Genomic DNA, 25,476 nt, shown 5'->3' on the forward strand with positions numbered 1-25,476 from the left:
GCCAGCTGGCACCGGGCCTCCCGTGGTTCGACGGTGCGGCTACAGGGCCGAACCCGGGATGCTCAGGGTGTCGCAGCTCGTCGCGCCCTGCTGGTAGCCCCGCAGGAACCAGCGCTGTCGCTGCTCGCTCGACCCGTGCGTGAACGAGTCCGGGTCGACGCGGCCGGTCGCGCGCTCCTGGATGCTGTCGTCGCCCACGGCGCTCGCCGCCGACAGGGCGTCGGTGATCTGGGAGCGGGTGATCGGTTCGAAGAAGGTCTCGCCGTTCGCGTCCTTCGTCGTGGCGGCGTCGCCGACCCAGGCCCCGGCGTAGCAGTCAGCCTGCAGCTCGACGCGGACACTGCCCGACGACGCGCCCGTGCCGGAGCGGTCGGTGTTCGCGAACGACCCCTGCAGCTGCTGGATGTGGTGCCCCCACTCGTGGGCGACGACGTACATCTGCGCGAGCGGACCACTGGACGAGCCGTACTGCGACTGCAGGTCGTCGTAGAACGCGGTGTCCAGGAAGACCGCGCGGTCCGGCGGGCAGTAGAACGGGCCGGTCGCGGCCGAGGCCTGCCCGCACGAGGTGTCGGTGGAGTCCTGGAACAGGAAGAACTCCGGTGCCGTGTACGAGATGCCGAGCGATCGCGCCTCGGACGTCCAGTAGGCGTCGAGCGACTCGGCCGCGCCCTCCATCCGGCACTCGACGCGCAGGTTGGCGTCGCGCCCGGTCCGGCACTCGGGGGCGGCGTCGACGGACTCGCCCTCCTGCTGGATCGTCGTCAGGTCGTTGCCGCCGCCGACGATCCCGCTCAGGTCGAAGCCGGTGAACTGTGCGATCAGGAACACCACGATGGCGCCGACGCCCACGGCACCTCCGCCGATCGCCGTGGTGCGACCCCGCCGCTTGACCTTGCCGCCCCGGAGTTGCGAGTCGTCGTTGAACGTCATGATCCCGAACCTACCGATCAGCACCTCCCGATCAGCGGCCGCGCGTACCGTCGGCGGCGTCGGCCACCCCGACACCTGTCGTACACATGTCGTACAACCGGAAGGAACCCGCACGATGGCCACTCCCATCAGCACCGTGATGAGCCCCGCCCGCTACGTCCAGGGCAAGGACGCGATCACCCGCGTCGGCGAGTTCATCGCCCCGATCGGCAAGCGGCCCCTGATCGTCGCCGACGACGTGGTCCGGGGCATCGTCGAGACCGCCGTCTCCGAGAGCTTCCGGTCCGCCGACCTGGCCGTGGAGCGTGTCGGGTTCGGCCGCTTCGCCACCCCAGAAGCCGTCGACGAGCTCGTCGAGCAGATCCGCGCGACGGACGCCGACGTCATCGTGGGGCTCGGCGGCGGCTCCGCCATCGACGCCGCGAAGGCCGCTGGGCACCTCGCCGGCATCCGGTGGGCCAGCGTGCCGACGGCTGCGTCCACCGACGCCCCGACCTCGGCGCTCGCCGTCATCTACACCGCCGAGGGCGAGTTCATCGAGTACCGCTTCTTCCCGCACAACCCGGACCTGGTGCTCATCGACACCAGGCTCGTCGCCAACGCGCCGGTGCAGTTCCTGGTCGCGGGCATCGGCGACGCGCTGGCGACCTGGGTCGAGGCCCGTGCCGCGAAGCGCGCCAACGCCGACACCATGGCCGGCGGCCTGCAGACCCAGACCGGCGTCGCGCTCGCCGAACTGTCGTGGAAGCTCCTGCACGAGAACGCCCTGCAGGCCATCGAGGCCGTCAAGGCCAAGGTCGTCACCCCGGCGCTCGAGAAGGTCGTCGAGGCGAACACGCTGCTGTCCGGCCTGGGCTTCGAGTCCGGCGGGCTCGCCGCCGCCCACGCGATCCACAACGGGCTGACCGCGGCTCCGCAGGCACACGGCCTGGCGCACGGGCAGAAAGTGAACATCGGGACGATCGCGCAGCTGGTGCTCGAGGGCGCCCCGGCCGAGGAGATCGAGGACTTCGTCGTCTTCACCACGAAGGTCGGCCTGCCGAACACCCTGACCGAGATCGGCCTGACGGTGGACGACCGTGACGTGCTGCGCGCCGTGGCCGAGGCCGCGACGGTGGAGGGCGAGACCATCCACAACATGCCGTTCCCGGTGACGCCGGAGCTCGTGGTCGACGCCCTGGTCGCCATCGAGGGCATCGCACGCAGCATCCGCGCCGAGCACGGTCTGCCGGAGCCTGTGCTGTACGAGTACCACTGACGTTCGAGCAGCACTGACGGGCGAGGGGTCAGGTGCGGATCAGCGGCTCCATCGTCGCCAGGTCCGCGCCGATCCCGACGTCGACGAGTTCGATCCGCCCGGCGAGGGTGGCGGCGGGTCCGGTCAGCACGCCGGCCTTCACACCGCCGAAGGTGACGGTGACGTCGGCGTGCAGGACGTGGTCGTCCGCGACGCCGCCGGTGTCCACGTCGATGCCGCTCGGCACGTCCACCGCGACGACGAACGGCGCACGCTGGTCGCGGGCGAGCTCACGGATGGCGTCCACGACCTCCCGCGCGGGGGACCGCAGCGCGTTCGCGCCGTGCACCCCGATGCCGAGGATGCCGTCGAGCACCAGGTCAGCCTCGAGTGCCGCCTCGGTCGCGACGTCCGCCAGGCGTTCGCCGTCGCTCCGGCCGGCGGCCCGCAGGATGTCCGCCGCCCCGCCCGCGTTCGGTCCCGAGGCGCCGGACGGGCCGTCCAGCAGACGCGCGCCGGCGTCCAGCGCCGCTGCCAGGCCGGCCTCGTGGACACGGGAGCCGACGCGCAGGACCGCCACGTGCCTCCCGGCCGCTGCCAGGCGCGCGCCCGCGAACAGGGCGTCACCGCCGTTGTCGCCGCTGCCGGCGAGCACGAGGACGGATCCCGGCCCGTCGACCGGCCGCACGGCCGGGTCGTCCAGCAGGTCGCCCACGATGCGCGCGAGCCCATCGGCGGCCCGTTGCATCAGGGGTTCCCCCGCGTCGAGGTGGGGGCGTTCCGCCGCCCGGATCTGATCGCCGCCGTAGCCGTCCATGGCCACCACACTGCCCCGATACGCTTGAGAGGACATGTCACTCGTCCCCGAAGCGCCCCGCCCCCGGTTCGTGATGTCGCCCGACGGGCTGCGACTCGCGACCTACGACTTCGGCGACCCCGACGCCCCGGCCGTGATCGCGGTGCACGGCTTCGCGTCCGGTGCGGTGCTCAACTGGCACGCCTCGGGCTGGACGCGGCACCTGGTCCGTGCCGGCTACCGGGTCGTGGCACTCGACCAGCGCGGGCACGGCGCGAGCGCGAAGCCGCACGACCCGGGTGCCTACTCGATGGACCTGCTCGTCGCCGACGTCACCACGGTCATCGACACGTACCTGCTCGACGACGTCGCGTACCTCGGGTACTCGCTCGGCGCACGGGTCGGCTGGCACACCGCCGAACGCCTGCCCGGCCGGATCTCGCGAGCGGTGTTCGGCGGGATCCCGGACGCCGACCCGATGCGTCGCGTCCGCGTCGACCAGGCGAAGGCGTACATCGCCGACGGCACCCCCATCGAGGACCGCGTCACGAACGGCTACCTGACGATGGCGGGCAACGTCGAGGGCAACGACCTCGGCGCGCTCGTGGCCATGGTCGAGGGGATGCGGAACAGCATCGAGCCGACCCCGGAGAACGCCCCGGCGCAGCCGCTCCTGATCGCCGCCGGCAGCGAGGACGGCATCCGCGACAGCGCGGTCCGGCTCGCCGAGGCCGCGCCGGACGCCACCTTCTTCGAGATCCCCGGGCGCAACCACTTCAACGCCCCGACCTCCCGGCCCTTCCGCGAAGCGGCGCTGCGGTTCCTGTCCGCCCCGCGCTGAGGGGTACTCGTGGGTCCCCTCGGTCGGGCGGCACCGGGCGTACCGTCCCCGCCATGGACTACAGACTCCTCGGCAACAGCGGGACATCGGTGTCGACGCTGACCCTCGGCACCATGACGTTCGGCAGCGAAGCCGACGAACCCACCTCACACGCCATCCTCGACGCCTTCGTGGCCGCCGGTGGCACGCTCGTCGACACGGCGGACGTCTACTCCGGCAACGAGTCCGAGCGGATCATCGGCCGCTGGCTCGCAGCACACCCCACCGAGGCCGCGCAGGTCGTCCTCGCCACCAAGGGCCGGTTCCCGCAGGGCGACGGCCCGAACGACCTCGGCCTGTCCCGACGACACCTGCGCGTGGCCCTCGACGCCTCGCTCGAGCGGCTCGGCGTCGACCACATCGACCTGTACCAGATGCACGCGTGGGACGCCCTGACCCCCATCGACGAGACCCTGCGGTTCCTCGACGACGCCGTGTCCGCCGGCAAGATCGGCTCCTACGGGTTCTCGAACTACCTCGGCTACCAGGTCACCACGGCCGTCTACGAGGCGAAGGCCCACGGCTGGGCACCGCCCGTCACCCTGCAGCCGCAGTACAACCTGCTCGTCCGCGACATCGAGCACGAGGTCGTGCCCGCCTGCCTCGACGCCGGCATCGGCCTGCTGCCCTGGTCGCCCCTGGCCGGCGGCTGGCTCTCCGGCAAGTACCAGCGCGACGAGGCCCCGTCCGGCGCCACCCGCCTGGGTGAGAACCCGCAGCGTGGCATGGAGGCGTGGGAGGCCCGCAACGGTGACGAGCGCACGTGGGAGGTGCTCGACGCCGTCTCCGAGGTGGCCGACGCCCACGACGCGTCGAAGTCGCAGGTCGCACTGGCCTGGCTGCTGGCCCGGCCCGCGGTCACGAGCGTGATCCTCGGCGTCCGCACCCTGTCGCAGCTCGAGGACAACCTCGGTGCCGCCGACCTGGTGCTCACCGACGACGAGCTCGCCCGGCTGACCGACGCCAGCGCTCCCCGCATCGACGACTACCCCTACGGCACCGCCGGCGTCGCGCAGCGGGAGCGGAAGATCACCGGCGGGCGCTGACCGGACAGGACCCCGGCGCGTTCGTGCACATCGTGCGGATTTCCGCGGATGTGGGGTCAGGGTGTGGACGCGCGGGTCGGTGAGGTGTCATCCTCGTCGCACGACCGGCTGGTTACCGCGTCCAGCGCCCGGAACGCCCCCTGATCCGCGTTCCGTGTGCCGATGCCCCGGGCGAGACTTCGCCCGGGGCATCGCTTCGTCTGGGGCCGGCAGCGGGACTTGAACCCGCAACCCCCGTATTACAAGTACGGTGCGCTACCAATTGCGCCATGCCGGCTGACGCCGCTCATCTTACCGGTGAGGGCGTCCGGGGCTCACTCGCCCGACTTCTCCGAGAAGTTCAGCGAGATCGAGTTCATGCAGTACCGGTCACCCGTGGGGGTGCCGAACCCGTCCGGGAACACGTGGCCCAGGTGCGAACCGCAGTTCGCACAACGGACCTCGGTGCGGGCCATGCCGAGGGAGTTGTCCTCGATGAGCTGCACGGCGTCCGGGTTCACCGACTCGTAGAACGACGGCCAGCCGCAGCCGGAGTCGAACTTCGTGCCGCTCTTGAACAGCTCCGCGTTGCAGGCCGCACAGGTGTAGACGCCGGCGCGCTCCTCGTCGAGGAGTTCACCGGTCCACGGTCGTTCGGTCCCCGCCTGGCGGAGGACGGCGTACTGGTCCGGGGAGAGCTCCTCGCGCCACTGGGCGTCGGACTTGTCGACGTTGTATGCCATTGGTTCCTCCTGCTTCCGGCCGGGCTCTTCCGGGCACTCCCGACCACTTCACTAAACTCGCCACGATGTCCGAGCATTCCGTGCACCACGCCCGCTGGACCCGTCTGACGACGGACGAACTGTACGGCATCGTCGTCCTGCGCAACCGCGTGTTCGCGCTCGAGCAGCGGGTCACCGCCGAGGACTTCGACGGCCGTGACCGCGAGCCCGACACCGAGCACTGGTGGTTCGGCACGGACACGGATGCGGTTGGGTACCTGCGGCTCATCCGCCCGGCGGCCGACGAGGTCCACCCCGACGGCTCGGAGCCGCCGGCGTGGGTGATCGGCCGTGTCGCGACCGACCCCGGACACCGCGGGCAGGGGATCGCCGGCCGGCTCGTCGCCGCCGTCCTCGACGAACACGGACACGACCCGTTCGTCCTGCACGCCCAGGAGTACGTCGCCGCCCTGTACGAGCGGTACGGCTTCGTGCGGTTCGGGGAGCCGTACGACGAGGCCGGCATCCGACACGTCGGCATGCACCGGCCCGGACGCTGATGGACACCCGCGCCCGGTACGACGCGTACGCCGACCGCATCCAGGCGGTCTCCCCGTCGTACGCGGCCTGGGCACGGTCGCTCGACGACTCGCTGGTCGCGCTCCTCGCCGAGGTCCCCGAGCAGCAGCGGCAGCCGGAACTGTTCTTCGCGGTCGCGCGACGGCTGGGCGCGGACCCGTCGGACCCGGGTGCGCTGCGCGCGCTCGGCCTGGAGGCCCGCCCCGCGCTGGTCGCGGCCCTCGCCTCCGCCACGGTGCAGGCCAACGACCCGCAACGGCTCGCACCGGTCGTCCCGCTGTTCGCCGCGCTCGCCGAACGGTCCGCGCGTCCGCTCGGCCTGGTCGACGCCGGGGCCGCCGCCGGGCTGTGCTCGATCCCGGACCGGGTGACCCTGGACTACCGCGTCGGTTCCGGGGCCGCGGTCCTCCGGATGCACACGGCGGTCGCCGAGCCCTCGGTCCGGCTCGTCGCGGATGCAACCGGGGCCGTCCCCACACCCGCGACCGTCCCGATCAGGGTCGGCGCCCGGGTGGCCCTCGACCCGAACCCGATCGACCTGTCGGTCCCCGGTGCGTTCGACCGGCTGGTCGAGGCCGTCCCGCCCGAGGCGTCGGACCGGACCGCCCTGATGCGGGCGGCGGCGTCCGCGACGCTCACCGTGCCTCCAGTCCGGATCCGGGGCGCGCTGCCCGGCGACCTCGACCGTGCACTGGACGCCCTGCCGGACGACGTCGAACCGGTCGTCCTGACCACCGGGACGCTGGTCTACGTGCCGGGCGCGGACCGGCAGCGGTTCGTCGACCGGATCCGTGCGCGCGGCGTGCACTGGATCGCCCTCGAACGCACCGGGATCCTGCGCGGGGTGGCGGCGACGCTGCCCGACGACGTCGACGCGGCCGACCCGGACGCGTTCGCGACGGTCTCGCTCGACGGGGTCGCGGTGGCCGTCTCCGACCCGTTCGGGACACGAGTGCGCTGGTTCCGCGCGCCGAACCTGTGACCGGTGTTCGCGACAGTCCAGCGCCGTGCCAGGGTCCGGATCGACTCCACCCCTACGATGTGCGAGACCCGTTACCCGACCGTGATCGGAACCGCCGTGACCAGCCCCACCGACGAACGCAGCACTGAGCAGCTCAGCGAGCTCGCCCAGCGCGTGCTGTCGTTCGAGCAGGACCGGGCACGGCACGACCGCACGAAGGAAGCGGAGATCCGGGTCGAGTTCGAGATGTCGGCGGCGCGCTACTACCAGGTGCTGAACCGCGTGATCGACTCGCCCGCGGCACTCGCGTACGACCCGCAGCTCGTCAGCCGGCTGCAGCGGCTCCGTCACGCGCGCACCAGCGCCCGGGCGACGCGCAGCTTCGTCGCGCCCGGTGCGGCTCCCGAAGGACGTGAAGAGGAACGATGAGCACGAGATTCCCCCGAGACCGGTTCGACGACGTCGCCGACGGCCCGCGGGTCGGTGCGCACCGCGGTGCCCAGCGTCGCGGCCGCGGCTGGATCGCCTTCGCCTGGGCGGCGCTCGCCACCGGTGTGCTCGTCGGCATCGGGGTGCTCGTCCTCGCGCTGCTGAACGGCAGCTACTCCTTCAACAGCTCGGATTCCCCCTCGGCCTCCACGTCGGCGTCCGCCACCGCGAAGCCCTCGGCGACGTCCAAGCCGTCCGCGTCCTCGTCGGCCGGTTCGGGTTCGTCGGGGTCGGGGTCGGGCAGTGCTGCGGCCGCGACGCCGGCGCAGCAGGGCACCACCACCGTCGTCGTCCTGAACGGCACGACCACCACGGGCCTCGCCAGCCGAGCGAGCGCTGCGCTGACCGGTGCCGGCTGGCAGGTCGCCTCCACCGGTGACGCCGGCACGACGGGCTCCACGTCGACGATCGTCTACTACCAGCAGGCGTCGCAGGCGGCGGTCGCCCAGGGCATCGCGAAGCAGCTCGGCGTCACGGCCGTGCAGCAGTCGGCGGCGTTCCCGAACGCCGACGTGAGCGTCGTCCTCGGCGCCGACTACACCGGCTGATCGGTCGTTCTGCGGGTCGTCGAGCCGCGTTTTCCGCGCATTGTGTGACGGCCGTGTTTCGGGCACGTTGATTTCTGACGGAATCGACGTCACACCTCTTGCCTGATCGGACGGGTTCGGTCAGAGTCCCATGCAGACGACGATCACGTCGTTCCGCACTGCAGTACCAGGGAGCAAGAGATCATGGCCAACGGAACCGTGAAGTGGTTCAACGCTGAAAAGGGCTTCGGCTTCATCACCGTGGATGGAGGGGGCCAGGACGTGTTCGTGCACTACTCGGCCATCGACATGTCGGGTTACAAGGTCCTCGAGGAGGGCCAGGCCGTCGTGTTCGACGTCGGTACCGGGTCGAAGGGCCCGCAGGCAGAGTCCGTCCGCCCCGCCTGAGCAGCACCACTTCCAGAACGCGCCGTCCCGTCAGGGGCGGCGCGTTCGTCGTGTGCCGGGACGGTGACCGGCGCGGGGAGCGCGACCGCGGCGGTGGTGCGGGGTCCACCGGACGCGACGTGTCCTGGGAAGTCGTCACGAGCCTCCCGACTGTGTTGCACTCACACCCGGCGAGTGCCAGAATCGGCGTTGGCACTCGCTCACGCTGAGTGCCAGCACGACCCCCAAGACGACGTCCGGGAGGGACGAAAAACCACATGGCTAAGATCATTGCTTTCGACGAGGAGGCCCGCCGTGGCCTCGAGCGCGGCCTGAACCAGCTGGCCGACGCCGTGAAGGTGACGCTCGGCCCGCGCGGCCGCAACGTCGTCCTCGAGAAGAAGTGGGGCGCCCCCACGATCACGAACGACGGTGTCTCCATCGCCAAGGAGATCGAGCTCGACGACCCGTACGAGAAGATCGGCGCGGAGCTCGTCAAGGAGGTCGCCAAGAAGACCGACGACGTCGCCGGTGACGGTACGACCACCGCGACCGTCCTCGCCCAGGCGCTCGTCCGCGAAGGCCTCCGCAACGTCGCCGCCGGTGCCGACCCCGTGTCGCTCAAGCGCGGCATCGAGAAGGCCGTCGCCGCCGTCTCCGACCAGCTCCTCGCCAACGCGAAGGACATCGAGACCAAGGACCAGATCGCCGCGACCGCGTCGATCTCGGCCGCTGACCCGACCATCGGCGCGCTCATCGCCGAGGCCATCGACAAGGTCGGCAAGGAAGGCGTCGTCACCGTCGAGGAGTCGAACACCTTCGGCACCGAGCTCGAGCTCACCGAGGGCATGCGCTTCGACAAGGGCTACCTGTCGCAGTACTTCGTCACCGACCCCGAGCGTCAGGAAGCCGTCTTCGAGGACGCCTACATCCTGATCGTCAACTCGAAGATCTCGAACATCAAGGACCTCCTGCCGGTCGTCGACAAGGTGATCCAGGCGGGCAAGCAGCTCCTGATCATCGCCGAGGACGTCGACGGCGAGGCCCTGGCCACGCTCGTCGTGAACAAGATCCGCGGCATCTTCAAGTCCGTCGCCGTCAAGGCCCCGGGCTTCGGCGACCGCCGCAAGGCCATGCTGCAGGACATCGCGATCCTCACCGGCGGCCAGGTCATCTCGGAAGAGGTCGGCCTCAAGCTCGAGAACGCGACGCTCGACCTGCTCGGTCGTGCCCGCAAGGTCGTCATCACCAAGGACGAGACCACGATCGTCGAGGGTGCCGGCGACGCCGAGCAGATCGCCGGCCGTGTCCGCCAGATCCGTGCCGAGATCGAGGCGACCGACTCCGACTACGACCGCGAGAAGCTCCAGGAGCGCCTCGCGAAGCTCGCCGGTGGCGTCGCCGTCATCAAGGCGGGTGCCGCGACCGAGGTCGAGCTCAAGGAGCGCAAGCACCGCATCGAGGACGCCGTCCGCAACGCGAAGGCTGCCGTCGAAGAGGGCATCGTCGCCGGTGGTGGCGTCGCCCTCATCCAGGCCGGTGCCGTCGCACTCGAGGCCCTCGAGCTCGAGGGTGACGAGGCGACCGGTGCGAACATCGTCCGCGTGGCCATCGACGCGCCGCTCAAGCAGATCGCGCTGAACGCCGGTCTCGAGCCGGGTGTCGTCGCCGCCAAGGTCCGCGAGCTCGAGTCGGGTTGGGGCCTCAACGCCGCGACCGGCGAGTACGTCGACCTGATCGCCGCCGGCATCATCGACCCCGCCAAGGTCACGCGTTCGGCGCTGCAGAACGCCGCGTCGATCGCCGGTCTGTTCCTGACCACCGAGGTCGTCGTCGCCGAGAAGCCCGAGCGCACCCCCGCTGCTCCGGCTGGCGACCCGACGGGTGGCATGGACTTCTAAGTCCGCCTGACAGAAGGGCCCCGCACGCTGCGCGTGTGGGGCCCTTCTGCGTGTGCGGGAGGCGGTGCGGGGCCGGGAGGTCACAACACCCCGCTCAGGTCCGCCGAGCGGTCACGATTGGTCGGTTGGGCCCGTTCCAGTCGACACTTCGTGACCGTCCGGCGGCGCAGGAGCGGGGAGTCGTGGCCCGCTCGTGCGTGCGCCTTGCGCGTGTCCGGGGTCGTCTCTCCCGCACAGGAGGCCCGGCTCACCTCGTTCTCCACAGGTTGCGAGTGCGCGTGGCCGGCTAGCGTGCCCCGCAACGACCATGACGGCATGCCAGCTGCCCGTCGCCTCCCTGCTCCGTTCGACCGATCCACCTTCCGCGTGGCCGACGCGGTGGGGAACGGCGTCGATCCGGAACGACTCCGACGCACCGATCTGGCAGCCCCGGTCCACGGTGTCCGTGCCCCGATCGACTCGGCGGACTTCATCGCGGCCGTCGCCCTGGTCATGCGTCCCGACCAGTTCTTCAGCCACACGACCGCCGCCGCGATCTGGGGTGCGCCACTGCCGCAGTCGGTGCGCTCGGTCGGGCCGGTGCACGTCTCGACCGCGAGGGACGGGAGCCGGATGCGTCGGCCCGGCGTGATCGCGCACCGCCTGGACCGGCCGAGGACCGTCGAACACCGCGGGTTCCTGGTCAGTGTCCCGGCGCAGATGTGGTTCGAGTGCGCCGGCGTGCTCGGACGTGACGCGCTGGTCGCGATCGGGGACCACCTCGTCGGACCGGCCGGGCTGGCGACGGCGGACGACCTCCGTGTGTCGATCCGCCCCGGTACACGCTTCGCGCTCGCGGCTCGGCGCGCGCTTGACCTCGTCCGGGCCGGGGCGGAGTCGCCGCAGGAGACCTGGCTCCGTCTGGCCGTGTTCGAAGCGGGGTTCCCCGAGCCGGAGCTGAACGTCGACGTGCACGACGGTGCGGGGCGGTTCCTCGGACGCGTCGACATGGCGTGGCCGGAGTTCGGCATCGCGTTGGAGTACGACGGCGATCACCACCGGGAGCGCGACACCTTCCGACACGATCAACGACGGGACAACGGGTTCGTCGTGAACAACTGGCTCGTGATCCACGCGACGGCATCGGACGCACACCGACCCGCGGTGTTGTTCGAGCGACTCCGCCAGGCGTTCGAGGTCCGAGCGGTCGGAAGTCGTCGGCGGTCAGCGTGACGGCTGTGACCGCCACGCTGAAGATGTCGTCCCCGGGCGGTCAGAACGTGTCGTCGGCCCTGCGCCGGCCGGTCACGAACTGTCGGTCAGCGGGCGCGCAGACGACAGACCGTGACCATTCGGCGGCGTCGGACGGGGTGTTGTGACCGCCCGGGACGCCGCGGGACGGGACAGCCGGGCCGCGGGACGGCAGGGACGCGAAACCCGCGCCGGTCAGGCGGGTCAGGCGGCGAAGTCGCGGGGGAGCAGGGGGAGCCAGACGCGGAAGGTGGCGCCGCCGCCCTCGGTGTCGAAGACCTCGACGGAGCCGTGGTGCGCCGCGACGATGCCGGACACGATGGCGAGCCCGAGGCCCGAGCCGCCGGTGTCCCGGGCGCGCGAGGTGTCCGCACGCCAGAAGCGCTGGAAGATCTTCTCGCGCAGCTGCGGCGGGATGCCCTCACCGTGGTCGATCACGTCGAGGTGTGCCATGCCGCGCTCGTCGTCCACGCCGATGCCGATCTCGATCGGGTCGTCGTTCGCCGTGAACCGCATGGCGTTGCCCATCAGGTTCGTGACGATCTGGCGGATCTTGTTCTCTTCCGCCAGGACGATCGGCGGGCGCTTCGGCAGCACGACCGTGGGCAGCGGTGTGGTCTCGTCGGTCGGTGCGGCACCGGCGTCGATGTTCATGGCGCGGGTGCGACGGGCCCGCAGGCGCGCGATGGTCTGGCGCGAGAACGCGATCGGCCCGGTGGTGTTCGCCGAGGTGGGCGACACGGGCGGTGCTTCGCCGGAGTCCGGAGAGCCGATGGACGAGGACGCCGATGGGCGCACGGCCTGGGGCACGCTCTCACCGGTCAGGGAGTCCTCGACGAGGACCTGGATCTCGCGGTCGGGGTTGGAGGCCATCGTGTCGAGCGCCGAGTCACGGGCGATGGCGACGAGGTCGACCGGGCCGAGCTCGAGCGGCTTCGACTCGTCGATGCGGGCGAGCTGCAGCAGGTCCTGCACGAGCAGGCCCATCCGCTGCGCTTCCTTCTCGATGCGCTCCATCGCCTGGGCGACGTCCTCTTCCTTGCGCAGGGCACCCATCCGGTACAGCTCGGCGTACCCGCGCAGGGACACGAGCGGCGTGCGGAGCTCGTGCGAGGCGTCCCCGACGAACCGGCGCATCTGGGCGATGGTGCGCTCGCGGTCCTCGAACGCGGAGTCGATCCGCTCGAGCATGACGTTGAGGGAGCGGTTGAGGCGGCCGACCTCGGTGTTCGGGGTGTCGGCCTCGAGGCGCTGGTTGAAGTCGCCCGCGGCGAACCGTGCGGCGGTGTCCTCGACGTCGCGCAGCGGGTCGAAGGTCGCGGTGACGAGCAGCCGGGTGAGCATGGCGCCGAGCAGGATGACCGAGGCACCGAACCCGAGGAAGATCGCGGTGAACTTGCCGATGGTCTCGTCGGTGCCGGCGCTGGAGACCGCGATGAGCACGTAGCCGGTCTCGGTGGTGCCGTCGGACTGGTTCTGCAGCGACGCCGGGATGATCTGCGCACGCCATTCGTGGTTGTGCTGGCTGTCGTAGAGCGAGATGCGCTGGTTCGCTTGCGAGGCCTCGACCAGGGTGGCTTCGCGGACGTCGGGCCGGCTCGACGCCTTCGTCTGGCAGATCCGGTCACCGTCGGCGTCGTACGCGGCGACGTAGGCGCTCTGCGAGACGACGACGGACAGCTTGCAGTACTGCTCGCCGTCGCTGATGTTCTGGCCCTCGAGCTGCTCGGTCGTCTGCTTGACCGTGTTGTCGAGCTGCTGCATGAGGTAGGTGGACAGCACGGTCATCGTGCCGAGTCCGGCGACGAGCAATCCGAGCGCGACGAGCAGCACCGTGATCCCGGTGATCTTGGTGCGCAGGGAGATCCCGTCCCACCAGTGGTTCATTCGCGTGTGCATGCTGCCCCAACGATAGACAGCGGCCGCCCGGTGAAACCGGACGACCGCCGTGAAGTCGAGCCCCGTGGGACTCCTGCTCCTACGAAGCCTTGGACGCCTTCAGCATGTAGCCGAATCCGCGCTTGGTCTGGATGATCGGCTCGGCGGAGTACTGGTCGAGCTTGCGGCGCAGGTACGAGATGTAGCTCTCGACGATGCCCGCGTCACCGTTGAAGTCGTACTCCCACACGTGGTCGAGGATCTGCGCCTTCGACAGCACGCGGTTCGGGTTGAGCATCAGGTAGCGGAGCAGCTTGAACTCGGTGGGCGAGAGCTCGATCTGCGCGTCGCCGATCGTGACCTCGTGCGTGTCCTGGTCCATCGTGAGCTCGCCGGCGCGGATGATCGCGTCTTCCTCGTCGTTCATGGTGCGACGGAGGATGGCCTTGATGCGGGCGACGATCTCGTCGAGCGAGAACGGCTTGGTGACGTAGTCGTCGCCGCCGACGGTGAGGCCGGTGATCTTGTCCTCGGTGTCGTCCTTCGCCGTCAGGAACAGGATCGGCGAGGTGTAGCCCGAGGAACGCAGGCGCTTGGTGACACCGAAGCCGTTCATGTCGGGCAGCATCACGTCGAGGATGATGAGGTCCGGCTCTTCTTCCAGCACGGCGGAGATCGCCTGTGCTCCGTTGCCCACCGCACGCACGGCGAAGCCGGCGAAGCGCAACGAGGTCGTCAGGAGGTCGCGGATGTTCGGCTCGTCGTCGACGATCAGGATCTTGGGGCCATCGCTCATGGTCTTATCTTCTGACTGTTCCCTCGGGGTTTCCTGAGAGCGGTTCGTACGTCAGCCCACGGGCGTCTGGACCTGGTCGGCGTCGAGGATCGTGTACGAGTACCCCTGCTCCGCCAGGAACCGCTGCCGGTTCTGCGCGAAGTCCTGGTCGACGGTGTCCCGGGCCACGAGCGTGTAGAACGACGCGGGCAGGCCGTCCTTGTTCGGGCGGAGGAGTCGGCCGAGCCGCTGCGCCTCTTCCTGCCGGGACCCGAACGAGCCGGAGACCTGGATGGCGACGGTCGCATCGGGCAGGTCGATCGAGAAGTTCGCGACCTTCGAGACGACGAGCACGTCGACCTCGCCGGACCGGAACGCGTCGTACAGCCGCTCCCGTTCGTCGACCGGGGTCGCCCCCGTGATCTCCGCGGCGTCCAGCGACGCAGCCAGTTCGTCGAGCTGGTCGATGTACTGCCCGATCACCAGGATCTGCTCACCGCGGTGCTTCTCGATGAGTTCCCGCACCACCGGGGTCTTGGCCGGGGACGTCGCGGCGAGCCGGTAGCGCTCGTCGTCGCTCGACGCCGCGTACTCCAGGCGGTCCTGGTGCGGCAGGTCGATGCGGACCTCGTAGCAGGAGGCCGGCGAGATGTAGCCCTGCGCCTCGATCTCCTTCCACGGGGCGTCGTACCGCTTCGGCCCGATGAGCGAGAAGACGTCGCCCTCGCGGCCGTCCTCGCGCACGAGCGTCGCGGTGAGGCCCAGGCGTCGGCGGGCCTGCAGGTCGGCGGTCAGCTTGAACACCGGCGCCGGCAGCAGGTGCACCTCGTCGTAGACGATGAGGCCCCAGTCGAGGGCGTCGAGGAGCGACAGGTGCGTGTACTCGCCCTTCCGGCGGGCGGTGAGGATCTGGTAGGTCGCGATCGTGACCGGCCGGATCTCCTTGACGCTGCCCGAGTACTCGCCGATGTCCTCCGGCGTCAGGGTCGTGCGCTTGAGGAGCTCGGTGCGCCACTGCCGCGCCGAGACGGTGTTCGTCACGAGGATGAGCGTGGTCGCCTTGACGGTCGCCATCGCACCAGCGCCGACGAGCGTCTTGCCCGCACCACAGGGCAGCACGACGACGCCGGAGCCCTGGGCGAAGAACGTGTCGACCGCCTGCTCCTGGTACGGCCGCATGTGCCACTCGGCCGTGTCCAGGTCGATCGAGTGCGGCTGGCCCGGGGTGTAGCCCGCCAGGTCCTCCGCCGGCCAGCCGAGCTTCACGAGCTCCTGCTTGATCTGCCCCCGCGCCCACGGCTGCAGCTCGACCTCGGTCGAGGACCGCATGTCACCGAGCAACGGCTTGATGCGCTTCGACCGGATGACCTCGGCCAGCACCGACGGGTCCTCGGCGGTGAGGAGCAGGAGCGGTAGCCGCTCGAGTTCCTCGGTGGGGGAGTTCGCGATCACGGGCGCGTCGGGCCGTTCCTCGCGACGGATCACGAGTCGCCCGTAGCGCGAGACCGTGTCGCGGATGTCGACCGTGACGCTCTGCGGCACGGGGAACTTCGCGAAGCGTTCCAGGGTGTCGATCATCGCCTCGGCGTCGTGGCCCGCGGCGCGCGCGTTCCAGAGTCCGAGGCGGGTGATCCGGTAGGTGTGCACGTGCTCGGGAGCGCGTTCGAGCTCGGCGAAGGCCGCGAGCTCGTGGCGTGCGTCCTCGGCGTCGGGGTGCGCGACCTCGAGGAGCACGGTGCGGTCGCTCTGCACGATCAGCGGTCCGTTCATGACCTGCCAGCCTAGCCGTCGGCACCTGCGTGCGGGTGACCGCGCGGGTCAGGCGTCGCTCTCGACCGACACGACGAGCGACAGCGGCAGGGTGCGCTCGACGTCGACGGCCGTGTCCCGCCCACGGACGCGTCCGGCCGCGACCGAGGTCGGCACGATCGAGAACGGCCGCTCCGAGCCGTCCGGCATCCGGACGGTCACACGGATCGGCGTGCGTCCGCGCACGGCCAGGTCGATCTGCCGACCGAGCCACTCCTGCTCCGGCTCCGCGTCGCCGCGCTGCGTCGTCAGGCGGAGCCGTTCGACGAGTGCGTGCGCCGACTGTTCCGGCGAGCGTCCGGTGGGGCTGCGCCGGCCGGGAGGCCCGTGGTGCGCCTCGGGGCGGGCTGCGGTCGTCAGGACGGCCGGGTAGCGCTGGTCCTCGAGCGCGGTGTGCACGACGTGCGGCGGGTAGCGCGTGGTCAGCGTCGTCAGGTCGGGCCGCTCCCAAGCCAGTTGCCGGAGCTCGGCGTCCACCCCGACGAGGTCGAGCTGGTCGGCGGTGCCGCGGACCTCGGTCCCGACGCCGCCCGGCCCCCGGTCGACGACGATGCTGCCGTCGCGTCCGGCCACCTGGTCGATCAGGTAGGCGAGGGGCTGCGGGATCCCGGTGGCCGACAGCCGTCCGAGCAGGGACAGCAGGTCGTCGCGGGAGTGTCCGGCCCGGAACGCCGCGCGCAGGGTGTCCTCGGAGATGCGGTAGCGCGCCGCGAGTCCCGGTGCCTCGAGCACGGCGACGGTGCGCAGGGCGTCGTCGTCCGCCGGCGCGAGCGGCCCCGGTGCGATGACGGTGAGGTCGTGCTGCAGGTAGACCCGTTCGACGGTGCCCGGCAGGTCGTCGGCGGCCGGCTCGGCGTCGCCGTCGAGGAGTGCCCGGCCGGTGCTCGTCACGATGCCGTCGACGGCCAGGCCGAGCGACGCCGCGGTGCCGGCGACGTCGAGCAGCAGGGCGTCGAGCCAACGGGACCCCGCCGGGTAGGCCCAGCGCCCGAGCGGCACGAGATCGCGCAGGTCCCCGTCGGCCAGCTCGAGCACCTGGTGCACGGCGGGCGGGAGCGTGTCCGACCACGCGGCCACCAGCGACACCCAGCGCTCCGGCCAGCCGGCGAGCAACCACGCGTGCCCGGGGTCGGTGACGATCCAGCGTCCGGTGTCCGGGTCGGCGAACCCGATGTCGTCGAGCAGCGCCAGGCGACCGGCGACGAGCTCGGCGTCGGTGCCGATGCGCTCGGCGAGGGTGCGGGCGAGCGGCATGCCGATCCCGCCCTTGACGAGTTCGCGGACCGCGCCGGCGTCGACCGCCCGCAGCAGCTCGGCGAGCACCGTCATCGTCGCGAACGCCTGCTCCGCGCCGGTGGTGCGCGCACGCTCGAGGGCCGCGTCGTCGAGGGCGGGAGCGGCGGGGCGGACCTGCTCCGGGCCTCCCGGCTGCTCGTCGAGCGAGGTGAGGTCGGGGTGGGCGGCCACGCGTGCGGCGACCGCGTCGTCGACAGCGCCGTCCTCGTCGGCGAGGCCGAGCTCGATCGCGGGGCCGAGTGCGTCGACGGCGCCGCCGTCACGCAGCGCGAGGATCGTGGCGCGCGGCAGGTGCTCGACGGCGGCGTCCACCGCGTCGGCGCTCCGGAGCGCCTCGGCGAGGTCGAAGAAGTCGGTGATGCGCTGCGGGCCGGTCTCGGCGAGTGCAGCGGTGGGGAGTCGCCTCGCCGCGACGAGGCGCTCGAGCGCATCGTCCGGCATCGCCCGGAGTCGGGCGGCGAGGTCGGCGGTGGTCGTCATCGTCCGGTGCCAGCGTCCGGGGCGGACGTCAGCGAGCCGTCCGGTTCGCTCGTGCGCGACGTGTCCAGGTGATGCCGAGGAGCGTGAAGACCAGCACCATGGCGATCGGGAAGCCGTAGAGCGGGATCGCCATGACCACCGGCCACGGCATCGCACCCTGGGCGCTGGGAGCGGTGAGCCACATGATGATCATCGCGACGAAGCAGAGCAGGCCGAGGATGATGATCCCACCGATCATGAACGCCAGAGCGCGTTCGGTACGATTGAACGTCACCGGGGGTTCTGCGGAGTCCTGCGGGTTCCCGGTTGATCGGGTCGGCTTGGCCATCGACCCAGGATATCCGACGCACCACGGCCGTACCACGACCTCGAGGAGTCCACGCATGCCCACCGGCAAGGTCAAGTTCTACGACGACGACAAGGGCTTCGGCTTCATCACCGGAGACGACGGCGACCAGGTGTTCCTGCACGCGTCCTCGCTGCCCGACGGCGTCGTGACCGTCAAGGCCGGCACGCGGCTCGAGTACGGCGTCGTCCAGGGCAAGAAGGGGTCGCAGGCGTTGTCCGTGCGGCTGCTCGAGCCGCAGCCGTCGCTGTCGCGGATGACCCGTCGCTCCGCGGACGACATGGCCGTGATCGTCGAGGACCTGGTGAAGGAACTCGACCGGATCAGCGGAGACCTCCGCCACGGCCGCTACCCGAAGAACGGCGATCGCATCGCCGCCATCCTGCGGCACGTCGCAGACCAGTTGGAGGCGTGACCCCATGACCGAGTCCGAGACAGCAGGGGCCGAGACGGCTCCCGACGCAGCGTCCGTCGATGCAGCGTCCATCAACTACACCGACCTGGCGCGCGAGGCGTTGCTCGAGGTCACCCCGGAGTCGACCGTCGGCGCACCCGTCGGCACCGTGGACGAAGGGGACGGCGTCGTGTCCGTCCTGTTCGCCAACCGCCTGCCCGGGTACCCCGGGTGGCGCTGGACCGTCAGCGTTGCGAAGATCGGCGACGACGAACCCACCGTGCTCGAGGTCGAGCTGATGCCCGGGGACGGCTCGCTCGTCGCGCCGGAGTGGGTGCCGTGGTCCGAGCGACTGGCCGAGTACCGGGCCGCGCAGGAGCACGAGGGCGAGGACGCGGCGGACGAGGACTCAGACGACGAGGACTACGACGACGAGTCGGATGAGGACGACGACGAGGACTCGGACGAGGACGACGACTACGATGACTCGGATGACGACGAGGACGACGACGAGTCGGACGACGACGATGACGACGAGTTCGACGCCGACGAGGACGACCTCGACGAGTCGGACGACGACGACATCGAGGGTGTGGACGTCGATGCGCTCGCCGATGTGAGCGACACCGACAGCAACACCGACAGCGACACCGACACCGAGGACGAGGCCCCGCAGCCGACCCGTCGTCGCCGTGCCCGCCGCGTGCAGCCGTTCGAGCCCGACGCCGATCTCGAGGTCGACCAGCTCGACGCCGGCGAGGCCGACCCGGGCTTCCACCGCGCCTGACCCACCCGGACCGACGAACGGGCCCGGCACCACCGATCCGGTGGGGCCGGGCCCGTCCTCGTTCCGGCGGGTGTCCCCGACGTCAGCGCAGGGCGTCGACCGTGAAGTCGATCGCGCGCACGAGCTTCGCGACGTCGTCCGGGTCGATCGCGGTGAACGTCGCGACGCGCAGCTGGTTGCGGCCGAGCTTCCGGTACGGCTCGGTGTCGACGATGCCGTTCGCGCGCAGGGTCGCGGCCACGGCCTTGGCGTCGATCGAGTCGTCGAGGTCGATCGTGGCGACGACCTGGGACCGAGCGGCGGGGTCGGAGACGAACGGGGTCGCGGAGTCGCTGGCCTCGGCCCAGTCGTAGATCGTCGACGACGAGGTCTTCGTGCGGAGGTCCGCCCACGCCAGGCCGCCGGACTCGTTCATCCACCGCACCTGTTCGTCGAGGAGCAGCAGCGTGGAGATCGCCGGGGTGTTCAGGGTCTGGTTCAGGCGCGAGTTGTCGACGGCGTTCTTGAGCGACAGGAACTCCGGGATGTACCGGTCGGAGGCGGCGATCCGCTCGATCCGCTCGATCGCGGCGGGGGAGAGCAGCGCGAGCCAGAGCCCGCCGTCCGAGGCGAAGTTCTTCTGCGGGGCGAAGTAGTAGACGTCGGTGGCGCTGACGTCGAACAGGGCACCACCGGCGGCGCTGGTCGCGTCGACGACGGTGAGGGCGCCGGAGTCACCGGTCGCGCGGACGACCGGGGCCATGACGCCCGTCGAGGTCTCGTTGTGCGGGTAGGCGTAGACGTCCACGCCCTCCACCGGCTCGAGTGCGGCGAGGGAGCCACCCGGCGCCTCGACGACGTGCGGCGCCTCGAGCCACGGGGCCGCTGCGGCCTTGGCGAACTTCGACCCGAACTCGCCGAAGGACAGGTTCTCGGCACGGCGCTCGATGAGGCCGAAGGCAGCGGCGTCCCAGAACGCGGTCGAGCCGCCGTTGCCGAGGACGACCTCGTAGCCCTCGGGGATCTGGAACAGGTCTGCGAGGCCGGAGCGGACGCTGCCGACCAGGTCCTTCACGGGCTTCTGGCGGTGCGAGGTGCCGAGGATCGTGGCGCCCCGCGTCACGAGGGACTCGAGCTGGGCGCCGCGGATCTTCGACGGACCGCAGCCGAAGCGACCGTCGGTGGGGAGGAGTTCGGCCGGGATGACGATGTCTGCCATGCACCGATCCTACCGACGACGATCCGCCCGCCCGAGCCCGTGTACCGGCCGGACGGGGAGGGTTCGGCCCGCCCGTCCACCGCGTCGGATGACCCTTTCTCACGTGCACCCGGGCGCCGGTCGGTGTTCGTCGGTGCGAACAAGTAGTGTGGTCGGCGCTGGGCCCAGACATGAGAGGCGGACCGTGACCGATCTCGTCGACACCACGGAGATGTACCTTCGCACCATCCTCGACCTCGAGGAAGAGGCGATCGTGCCGCTGCGCGCGCGCATCTCCGAGCGCCTCGGACACTCGGGCCCGACGGTCTCGCAGACAATCGCCCGCATGGAGCGCGACGGCCTGGTCGTCGTCTCCGGCGACCGGCACCTGGAGCTCACCGACGAGGGGCGTTCCCGCGCCACGCACGTGATGCGCAAGCACCGTCTGGCCGAACGCCTGCTGGCCGACGTCATCGGACTCGACTGGGCCTTCGTGCACGACGAGGCCTGCCGGTGGGAGCACGTCATGAGCGAGCAGGTCGAGGTCCGCCTGCTCGAGATGCTCGGCAACCCGACGGAATCTCCGTACGGCAACCCGATCCCGGGGCTGGCCGAGATCGGTGGCCCCGCGGCCGCCGGGTTCCTCGACGGCGTCCAGAACATCGTCGCCGCGACCGAGGGCACCGACGCCGTCACGACCGGGGTTGTCCGACGCCTGGGCGAGCCCGTGCAGTTCGAACCGGAACTCCTGCACCAGCTCCGCACCGCCGGCGTCATGCCCGGGCGCGTGGCGAGCGTGCAGCGCGCTGGCGCCTACGTCGCGGTCCGCGTCGAGGGTGAGGACTCGGGCATCGAGCTGCCGATGGAGGTCGCGCAGCACGTCTACATCGAACGCGGCTGACCGTTCCTGGTCGTCCCTGAGAGTGTTTACCGTTTCGTTACCTCCGGGGCGTTTGGTCTCGACTCGGTAACGACGCTTCCGTACACTCGTCCGAGTCGCCGCGCTGCCCCTGAGCCGGAGACCCGTGGCAGGACGTCTCGAACCCGTCTCCTGCCTCGATCGGAAACGATGACGAACGGATGGGGTTGCACACCGCCGGACACCCACGGCGGCGTGATGACGAGACGTTGGAGACACACCTCTTGACGCAGACCGGTACCGCCGCGGACGACCAGACGCCCGCGAACCCGACGAACACCGAGAACGCCACCACCGCCCCGCTCACCCGGCGGGCCGTGCGCGAGACCGAGGGCCGCCCGGTCCGCAGGGTCGTGCCGGTGCGCTCCGCCCCGCTGCCCGGTGGTCGTCGTGCCGCGCAGGCCGCGGCCGCAGCGAACACCGCGAAGGCCAGCTCGTCGTCGCGCAAGCGCAAGTTCCTCGCGCCGGTCGTCCTCACCGTGGCCGCCGGCATGTTCGGCACCGTCGCGGTCGCCCCGGCCTTCGCCGCGACGACCTCCAGCAACTCGACCGCCGTCGCCGACGCCCAGCGTCAGGTCCGGGCCACGCAGAGCCAGGAACTGTCGGTCTCCGACGCCGTGGCGCTCGCCGACACGAGCCGTGACGGCTTCGGCGCGACGTCCACCGCGACGCTCGACGCCGAGAAGGCCGCGAAGCAGGCCGCCGCCGACCAGGCCGCCGCGGCGAAGGAAGCCGCCGAGCAGGCCGAGCAGACCCAGACCGCCCGTGCCGCGACCGCGAAGCAGTACTCCTCGTACACCGGGCCCACCGCCGCCGAGTACGCGGCCAGCTCGTCCGCCGCCGACACCCCGTTCTCGCTGCCGGCCGTGGTCGCCACGGGCAAGCAGTACATCGGCACCCCGTACGTCTTCGGTGGCGCGGACCCGTCGGGCTTCGACTGCTCCGGCTTCATCATGTTCGTGTACGCCCAGTACGGCATCAACCTCGCGCACTCCGTGCCGCTGCAGGACCAGGCCGGCACCACGATCCCCGAGTCCGAGGCGCAGCCCGGTGACGTCGTCATCTTCAACAACGAGGCGCACGACGGCTTCTACATGGGGAACGGCATGATCATGGACGCCCCGAAGCCCGGCGGCACCGTGCAGATCCGTCCGATCTGGACCAGCGACTACCACATCGTCCGCTTCGGCATCTAGCGAACACTGCCCCCGGGGGAGTGTGAACTTCTCCAGAACCGGCCCGCACACCCTCGTGCCGGGCCGGTTTCTGGGTTAACCTGACGCTGCACCGGTCCGCACCGGCGCGAACAGGAGACCCTCATGTCGATGTTCCGCACGACCCGCACCATGGGTCGGCGCGCGCGCGTCGACATATGGTCGAGCACAGCCTGCGTGCACGAGCACGCCCCTGCATGACGAGAGCACTGCCCATCCGGGTGGTGCTCTTCGTGGTTCCAGGGGTGTGAACAGGTCGTCCTCACCCGTTCGCGTCGTCGGTCCGACGCACCCGCAGCGCCTGGAAGCCGTCCAGGCACGTCGGAAGGGAACCCATGCGCACTCTCGTCCTCAACGCCGGTTACGAGCCCCTCGCGGTGATCTCGTTCCGACGAGCCCTCGTGCTGGTCATGAACCAGAAGGCCGCCATCGTCGCCGCCGACGTCGAACACCCGGTCACCGGGTCGACGTCGAGCTACGACCGTCCGTCCGTCATCATCCTCACCCGCTACGTGCGCATCCCGCACTCCAGGCTCGTGCCGGTGTCCCGTCGCGGTGTGCTGCGTCGGGACGGCAACCACTGTGCCTACTGCGGCCGGCACGCCACCACCATCGACCACGTGCAGCCGCGGTCGCGCGGTGGGCAGGACTCGTGGGAGAACCTCGTCGCCTGCTGCCTGGCCTGCAACAACACCAAGGGCGACCGCACCCCGCAGGAGATGGGGTGGCGCCTCCGGTTCCCGCCGAAGGTGCCGCACGGGTCCTCGTGGGTCGTGCGCGGCATCGAGCGTCCGCAGGCGGAGTGGGACGAGTACCTCGTGGCCGCGTAGCGGCCGTCGGTCCGCACCACCAGACGGACGGGAGGCCCGTGGCGACGCCGCCACGGGCCTCCCGTCCGTCGCCCGCCGCGACCAGTGCCCGACCCGCCCTTGGCAGGTCGCGCCGCGTCCGCCATCCTGGGCTCGACGCCAGCGGCGTCGGTCGGAGCCCCGACCGACGGTCCGGCGAAACGAGGGAAGAGCAACGATGCGCAGCGAGATCTCCGGAACGACCATGCCCGTCCTGACGCTCGCGCTCGACGCGGGTGAACGCATCGTGGCCGAGGGCGGTGACGTGGCCTGGCTGACCCCCGGGTTCGGCATGGACACCTCGACCGCGCACGGTGGCAGCGGCGGGTTCCTCGGGGGCCTCAAGCGTGCGCTCGGCGGCGGGCAGCTGTTCCTCACCGAGTACACGGCGTCGGCCGCGGGCGGACGGATCACGTTCGCCGCGAGCCTCCCCGGCACGATCCGCGAGATCACGGTGGACCCGGCGGACCAGTTCCTGGTGCAGTCGGGTTCGTACATGGCGAGCACCGCCGACGTCGACGTGTCCGTCGGGTTCCAGAAGCGTCTGGGAGCAGGGATCTTCGGCGGCGCGGGCGTGGTGTTCCAGGCGCTGTCGGGCTCGGGGACGGCGTGGGTGCAGCTCGCCGGCGAACTCACCGAGGTCGAACTCGCCGCGGGGGAGTCGCTGCTGGTCCACCCGGGGCACCTGGCGATGTACCGCGCGGGCACGTCGGTCGAGTTCGCCACGGTGAAGGGCATCAAGAACAAGGTGTTCGGTGACTCGATGTTCCTCGCCGAGGTGCACGGTCCGGGCAGGATCTGGCTGCAGTCGATGACGCCGGCGGCCCTCGCTGCGGCCATCCAGCCGTACCTGCCGAAGCCGCAGGGCAGCGATCGCGACTGAACCCGCCACGCCCGGCCGCACCCGGTCTGGCCGGAGAACGCGGCGGCCGGGCATACTTCCCCTGAGACCTGAGGGGGCTTCATTCCCTGTACGGTGCCGACCTGGATCTCATCGTCCGGTGCCGGCGAACAGCCCCGCCCCGCAGCCAAGCCGACTCGAGAGCAGGACCCGTGACCGACATCCGCAGCATCCGGACGATCCCGAAGAGGATCTGGGTCGGCCTCGCTGCCGTGGCGTTCTACGTCCTGCTCGCCGCCGTGGGCGGGAACCTGCTGAGCGCCTTCGCGCACGGTGACGACACCCTCGACTTCGTCCTCGGCCACTACATCGTGGTCCCGGTCCTCATCGTGGTCGGCCTGCTCTTCACCCGGCAGGCTGGTTGGACAGCCGAGGCGTGGACCGCTCCGTCACCGTTCACGGAGCGTCGTCGGTGGTGGTTGCTCGCCATCCCGATCGTCCTCGTTGTGCAGCTCGTCGGGCTCCTCGTGGAGGTCACGTGGTCCGAGCAGACGGTGTCCGTGGTGCTCATCTACCTGGTCGGTTCGTTGCTGATCGGGTTCGGCGAGGAGCTGTACTTCCGCGGGATCCTCCGTGTCAGCGTGCTGGGGCACCACCGCGAGATCACCGCGCTGCTGATCACCTCGTTCGCCTTCGGGTTCGCCCACACGGTCGGCTACCTCTTCGACGGGACCGGACTCGCCTCGATCCTCTTCAACACGCTCTACCTCGCAGTCGACGGGGCGCTCTTCTACGGTGCGCTCCGTGCGACGGGGACGCTGTGGGTGCCGATCCTCCTGCACGGGCTCGGCGACTTCGCCCGCTTCCTGCAGTCCGGCGACAACGACTCCAACCGGTCGGACATGTCCGGCGCCGACATCATCTCGTCCCTGTCGGTGTTCGTCACCGCGGCGCTCGCGATCGCCCTCGTGGTGAGCATCGCCCGGCAGGACCGGAAGACCCGACGAGCAGCGCAGCCCGGATCGGCGGACGTCGCATGACGCCC

General features: G+C 70.7%; 26 protein-coding genes and 1 tRNA gene. 17 read left to right on the plus strand and 10 right to left on the minus strand.

The features are described 5' to 3' along the window. Window positions 1-39: 39 nt before the first annotated feature. Window positions 40-933: a KPN_02809 family neutral zinc metallopeptidase gene (gene ypfJ / locus HP445_RS07600; RefSeq protein ID WP_128780549.1), complete on the minus strand. Its 894-nt coding sequence runs from the start codon at window positions 931-933 to the stop codon at window positions 40-42. Window positions 934-1,048: 115 nt separating this feature from the next. Between ypfJ and HP445_RS07605 the strand changes: the two genes are divergently transcribed. Then, on the plus strand, window positions 1,049-2,191 hold the full coding sequence (locus tag HP445_RS07605; RefSeq protein ID WP_128780550.1) for a glycerol dehydrogenase: 1,143 nt from the start codon (window positions 1,049-1,051) through the stop codon (window positions 2,189-2,191). A 28-nt stretch (window positions 2,192-2,219) separates the two neighbouring features. On the opposite strand, the gene HP445_RS07610 is transcribed toward HP445_RS07605, so the two are convergent. Then, complete coding sequence (locus HP445_RS07610) at window positions 2,220-2,987, minus strand: NAD(P)H-hydrate epimerase (protein WP_128780551.1); 768 nt, start codon at window positions 2,985-2,987, stop codon at window positions 2,220-2,222. 34 nt (window positions 2,988-3,021) lie between these two features. Between HP445_RS07610 and HP445_RS07615 the strand changes: the two genes are divergently transcribed. Then, window positions 3,022-3,807: an alpha/beta fold hydrolase gene (locus HP445_RS07615; protein WP_111032334.1), complete on the plus strand. Its 786-nt coding sequence runs from the start codon at window positions 3,022-3,024 to the stop codon at window positions 3,805-3,807. Between the two features lie 53 nt (window positions 3,808-3,860). Then, window positions 3,861-4,892 (plus strand): aldo/keto reductase, encoded by a 1,032-nt coding sequence (locus HP445_RS07620; RefSeq protein ID WP_128780552.1) that lies wholly within the window; start codon window positions 3,861-3,863, stop codon window positions 4,890-4,892. A 201-nt stretch (window positions 4,893-5,093) separates the two neighbouring features. On the opposite strand, the gene HP445_RS07625 is transcribed toward HP445_RS07620, so the two are convergent. Both HP445_RS07625 and msrB read right to left on the minus strand, forming a co-directional pair. Then, window positions 5,094-5,169 (minus strand) — tRNA-Thr (locus HP445_RS07625). Between the two features lie 37 nt (window positions 5,170-5,206). After that, entirely contained in the window at window positions 5,207-5,614 is a 408-nt protein-coding gene (gene msrB / locus HP445_RS07630; RefSeq protein ID WP_027466599.1) for a peptide-methionine (R)-S-oxide reductase MsrB, read from the minus strand. Between the two features lie 65 nt (window positions 5,615-5,679). Here msrB and HP445_RS07635 point away from each other — a divergent pair, with 65 nt between their 5' ends. The 7 genes from HP445_RS07635 (at window position 5,680) to HP445_RS07665 (ending at window position 11,649) form a co-directional block, all read left to right on the plus strand. Next, window positions 5,680-6,153, plus strand: coding sequence for a GNAT family N-acetyltransferase (locus tag HP445_RS07635; RefSeq protein ID WP_164941168.1), 474 nt, complete (start codon window positions 5,680-5,682; stop codon window positions 6,151-6,153). Further along, window positions 6,153-7,154 (plus strand): DUF2332 family protein, encoded by a 1,002-nt coding sequence (locus HP445_RS07640; RefSeq protein WP_128780554.1) that lies wholly within the window; start codon window positions 6,153-6,155, stop codon window positions 7,152-7,154. The genes HP445_RS07635 and HP445_RS07640 overlap by 1 nt, the downstream gene beginning before the upstream one ends. Before the next feature lie 96 nt (window positions 7,155-7,250). Further along, on the plus strand, window positions 7,251-7,562 hold the full coding sequence (locus tag HP445_RS07645; RefSeq protein WP_241660403.1) for a DUF3263 domain-containing protein: 312 nt from the start codon (window positions 7,251-7,253) through the stop codon (window positions 7,560-7,562). After that, the gene (locus HP445_RS07650) at window positions 7,559-8,170 is read left to right on the plus strand and encodes a LytR C-terminal domain-containing protein (RefSeq protein WP_128780555.1); all 612 of its coding nucleotides are present in this window, start codon (window positions 7,559-7,561) and stop codon (window positions 8,168-8,170) included. The genes HP445_RS07645 and HP445_RS07650 overlap by 4 nt, the downstream gene beginning before the upstream one ends. A 183-nt stretch (window positions 8,171-8,353) precedes the next feature. Continuing rightward, window positions 8,354-8,557: a cold-shock protein gene (locus HP445_RS07655; protein WP_017888049.1), complete on the plus strand. Its 204-nt coding sequence runs from the start codon at window positions 8,354-8,356 to the stop codon at window positions 8,555-8,557. Window positions 8,558-8,814: 257 nt separating this feature from the next. Further along, on the plus strand, window positions 8,815-10,437 hold the full coding sequence (groL, locus tag HP445_RS07660; RefSeq protein WP_017888048.1) for a chaperonin GroEL: 1,623 nt from the start codon (window positions 8,815-8,817) through the stop codon (window positions 10,435-10,437). Window positions 10,438-10,752: 315 nt separating this feature from the next. Then, the gene (locus HP445_RS07665; RefSeq protein WP_128780556.1) at window positions 10,753-11,649 is read left to right on the plus strand and encodes a hypothetical protein; all 897 of its coding nucleotides are present in this window, start codon (window positions 10,753-10,755) and stop codon (window positions 11,647-11,649) included. 222 nt (window positions 11,650-11,871) lie between these two features. Here the strand turns inward: HP445_RS07665 and HP445_RS07670 are convergent, their stop codons facing one another. The 5 genes from HP445_RS07670 to HP445_RS07690 all read right to left on the minus strand — a co-directional run bounded on the left by HP445_RS07670 (window position 11,872) and on the right by HP445_RS07690 (window position 18,233). Then, on the minus strand, window positions 11,872-13,566 hold the full coding sequence (locus tag HP445_RS07670; RefSeq protein WP_111089032.1) for a sensor histidine kinase: 1,695 nt from the start codon (window positions 13,564-13,566) through the stop codon (window positions 11,872-11,874). Window positions 13,567-13,645: 79 nt separating this feature from the next. Next, window positions 13,646-14,341: a response regulator transcription factor gene (locus tag HP445_RS07675; protein WP_017888045.1), complete on the minus strand. Its 696-nt coding sequence runs from the start codon at window positions 14,339-14,341 to the stop codon at window positions 13,646-13,648. Window positions 14,342-14,392: 51 nt separating this feature from the next. After that, window positions 14,393-16,090 carry a DNA repair helicase XPB gene (locus HP445_RS07680; RefSeq protein WP_128780557.1) on the minus strand — a complete coding sequence of 566 codons (1,698 nt, stop codon included), beginning with the start codon at window positions 16,088-16,090 and terminating at the stop codon, window positions 14,393-14,395. A gap of 48 nt (window positions 16,091-16,138) precedes the next feature. Next, a complete protein-coding gene (locus HP445_RS07685; protein ID WP_128780558.1) occupies window positions 16,139-17,905 on the minus strand; it encodes a helicase-associated domain-containing protein in 1,767 nt (588 codons plus the stop codon). Window positions 17,906-17,933: 28 nt separating this feature from the next. Further along, on the minus strand, window positions 17,934-18,233 hold the full coding sequence (locus HP445_RS07690; protein WP_128780559.1) for a hypothetical protein: 300 nt from the start codon (window positions 18,231-18,233) through the stop codon (window positions 17,934-17,936). Window positions 18,234-18,288: 55 nt separating this feature from the next. On the opposite strand from HP445_RS07690, the gene HP445_RS07695 reads away from it, so the two are divergent. Together HP445_RS07695 and HP445_RS07700 are read left to right on the plus strand one after the other, a co-directional pair. Next, window positions 18,289-18,666: a cold-shock protein gene (locus tag HP445_RS07695; protein ID WP_017888041.1), complete on the plus strand. Its 378-nt coding sequence runs from the start codon at window positions 18,289-18,291 to the stop codon at window positions 18,664-18,666. A 4-nt stretch (window positions 18,667-18,670) separates the two neighbouring features. Beyond that, on the plus strand, window positions 18,671-19,432 hold the full coding sequence (locus HP445_RS07700; RefSeq protein WP_128780560.1) for a DUF3027 domain-containing protein: 762 nt from the start codon (window positions 18,671-18,673) through the stop codon (window positions 19,430-19,432). A gap of 82 nt (window positions 19,433-19,514) precedes the next feature. Here the strand turns inward: HP445_RS07700 and serC are convergent, their stop codons facing one another. Next, window positions 19,515-20,630, minus strand: a complete 1,116-nt coding sequence (gene serC / locus HP445_RS07705; protein WP_128780561.1) for a phosphoserine transaminase — start codon at window positions 20,628-20,630, stop codon at window positions 19,515-19,517. A gap of 184 nt (window positions 20,631-20,814) precedes the next feature. Here serC and HP445_RS07710 point away from each other — a divergent pair, with 184 nt between their 5' ends. The 5 genes from HP445_RS07710 to HP445_RS18600 all read left to right on the plus strand — a co-directional run bounded on the left by HP445_RS07710 (window position 20,815) and on the right by HP445_RS18600 (window position 25,471). Beyond that, window positions 20,815-21,510: an iron-dependent transcriptional repressor DtxR gene (locus tag HP445_RS07710; RefSeq protein WP_128780562.1), complete on the plus strand. Its 696-nt coding sequence runs from the start codon at window positions 20,815-20,817 to the stop codon at window positions 21,508-21,510. 242 nt (window positions 21,511-21,752) lie between these two features. Further along, window positions 21,753-22,724: a C40 family peptidase gene (locus HP445_RS18910; protein ID WP_128780563.1), complete on the plus strand. Its 972-nt coding sequence runs from the start codon at window positions 21,753-21,755 to the stop codon at window positions 22,722-22,724. Window positions 22,725-23,077: 353 nt separating this feature from the next. After that, the gene (locus HP445_RS07720) at window positions 23,078-23,572 is read left to right on the plus strand and encodes an HNH endonuclease (protein WP_027466591.1); all 495 of its coding nucleotides are present in this window, start codon (window positions 23,078-23,080) and stop codon (window positions 23,570-23,572) included. Between the two features lie 196 nt (window positions 23,573-23,768). Beyond that, window positions 23,769-24,473 (plus strand): AIM24 family protein, encoded by a 705-nt coding sequence (locus tag HP445_RS07725; RefSeq protein WP_071244046.1) that lies wholly within the window; start codon window positions 23,769-23,771, stop codon window positions 24,471-24,473. Between the two features lie 170 nt (window positions 24,474-24,643). Then, complete coding sequence (locus tag HP445_RS18600) at window positions 24,644-25,471, plus strand: CPBP family intramembrane glutamic endopeptidase (RefSeq protein WP_164941169.1); 828 nt, start codon at window positions 24,644-24,646, stop codon at window positions 25,469-25,471. The last annotated feature ends 5 nt before the right edge of the window (window positions 25,472-25,476 follow it).

The sequence above is a fragment of the Curtobacterium flaccumfaciens genome, assembly GCF_013359815.1.
In the GTDB taxonomy this organism is placed as follows: Bacteria; Actinomycetota; Actinomycetes; order Actinomycetales; family Microbacteriaceae; genus Curtobacterium; species Curtobacterium flaccumfaciens.